The organism is Isoptericola sp. NPDC056578 (genome assembly GCF_042793275.1).
Taxonomy (GTDB): Bacteria; Actinomycetota; Actinomycetes; order Actinomycetales; family Cellulomonadaceae; genus Isoptericola.
On record NZ_JBHTVC010000121.1, the window covers coordinates 1 to 1,198 of the forward strand.

A 1,198-nucleotide genomic window follows, 5' to 3' on the forward strand; every position below is an offset into this window, starting at 1 on the left:
GGTGTCAACCGCCTGTTCGGCAGCAAGGTGCGGAGGCTGCCCACAGGTACCGACCGTCCACAGATCGCGCCCGGCCACCGCTGACGTCTCGCTACAGGTGGTGCGGTGGCGGGATGCGCACATTCGCCGGGATCCCCCCTCTGCTCCAGGACGTGGCCGACGCCCAGGAGGGACTGCTCGGCTCCTCCCAGTGCGAACGGCACGGTGTCGGTGCGGCGCGCCGTTCGCGGCTCGTCGCCGCCGGCCGATGGCACGCCGTGGTGCGTGGGGTGTTCGACGTCGTGCCTGTCCCCCCGCGTGCGCGGACCGCGTCCGACGTGCCCCGGCGCGCGGTCCCACCGCTCGCCACCGCCCGTGTGCCGCTCCTGGCACCATGGCCGCCGAAGTCACCGGGCGACATCCTGCACGGCCACCTGCGTCGCAGAGAGGCGTGGATCGGCATGCTCGCCTACGGACCCGACGCCATCGCTGTCGGGACGTCCGCGCTCGCGATGCACGGGGTGGAAGGGCTGCCGATCGTGACCCGTCCGGAAGCAGCGCTGCCGTCGGCCTCCCGACGTGTCTCGCGTCCCGAAGTGCCCCTGCGCCAGTTCGACGACGGCCTCTCGACGGTGGCGTTCGGCGACCGCCGCACCGGGCCGCGCCGGATCGTGACGGCGGAGTGGGCCCTCGCCCAGGCGGTACCCGAGCTGCCGATGGCGCATGCGCTCGCGGTATTGGACTCGGCGCTGCGGCTCGGGGCCGTCGACCGCCACGACCTCGGGCGTTCCCATGACCACGCCCGCGGGCGCCGCGGCGTCGCGTCCCGTCACGACCTGTGGGACCTGGCCGACCCGCGCGCCGCGTCACCGATGGAGTCGATGGCTCGCTGGCAGTGCCTCGAGGAGGGCGTGCCGCCGGACACGCTCCAGCTTCCCCTGCACGATCGGTCGGGTCGTCTCCTCGCCGTCGGCGACCTCGCATGGCGGGTGCCCGGCGGATGGCTCGTCGTCGAGATGGACGGGCGTGCCTGGCACGACGACCTCCCCGGCGGTGACCGGAGGGATCGCGATCGCGACAACTCGCTCACCGTGCTGGGGATCCACCTGCTGAGGTTCGACGGCGGGCACGTCGCCCGCGGGGTGGTCGGCAGCGCGGTCCGCCATGCTCTCGCTGCGGCCCGCCGAACAGGCGGTTGACACCGTTATGGGTGTCGAGT

Annotated in this window: 1 protein-coding gene; it reads left to right on the forward strand. The window is 73.5% G+C overall.

The window, feature by feature from the left end; genetic code table 11:
- Nucleotides 1–1,178: hypothetical protein (locus ACFQ80_RS22585; protein WP_430565204.1), on the forward strand; the 1,178-nt coding region annotated here is incomplete at its 5' end.
- Nucleotides 1,179–1,198: the final 20 nt, after the last annotated feature.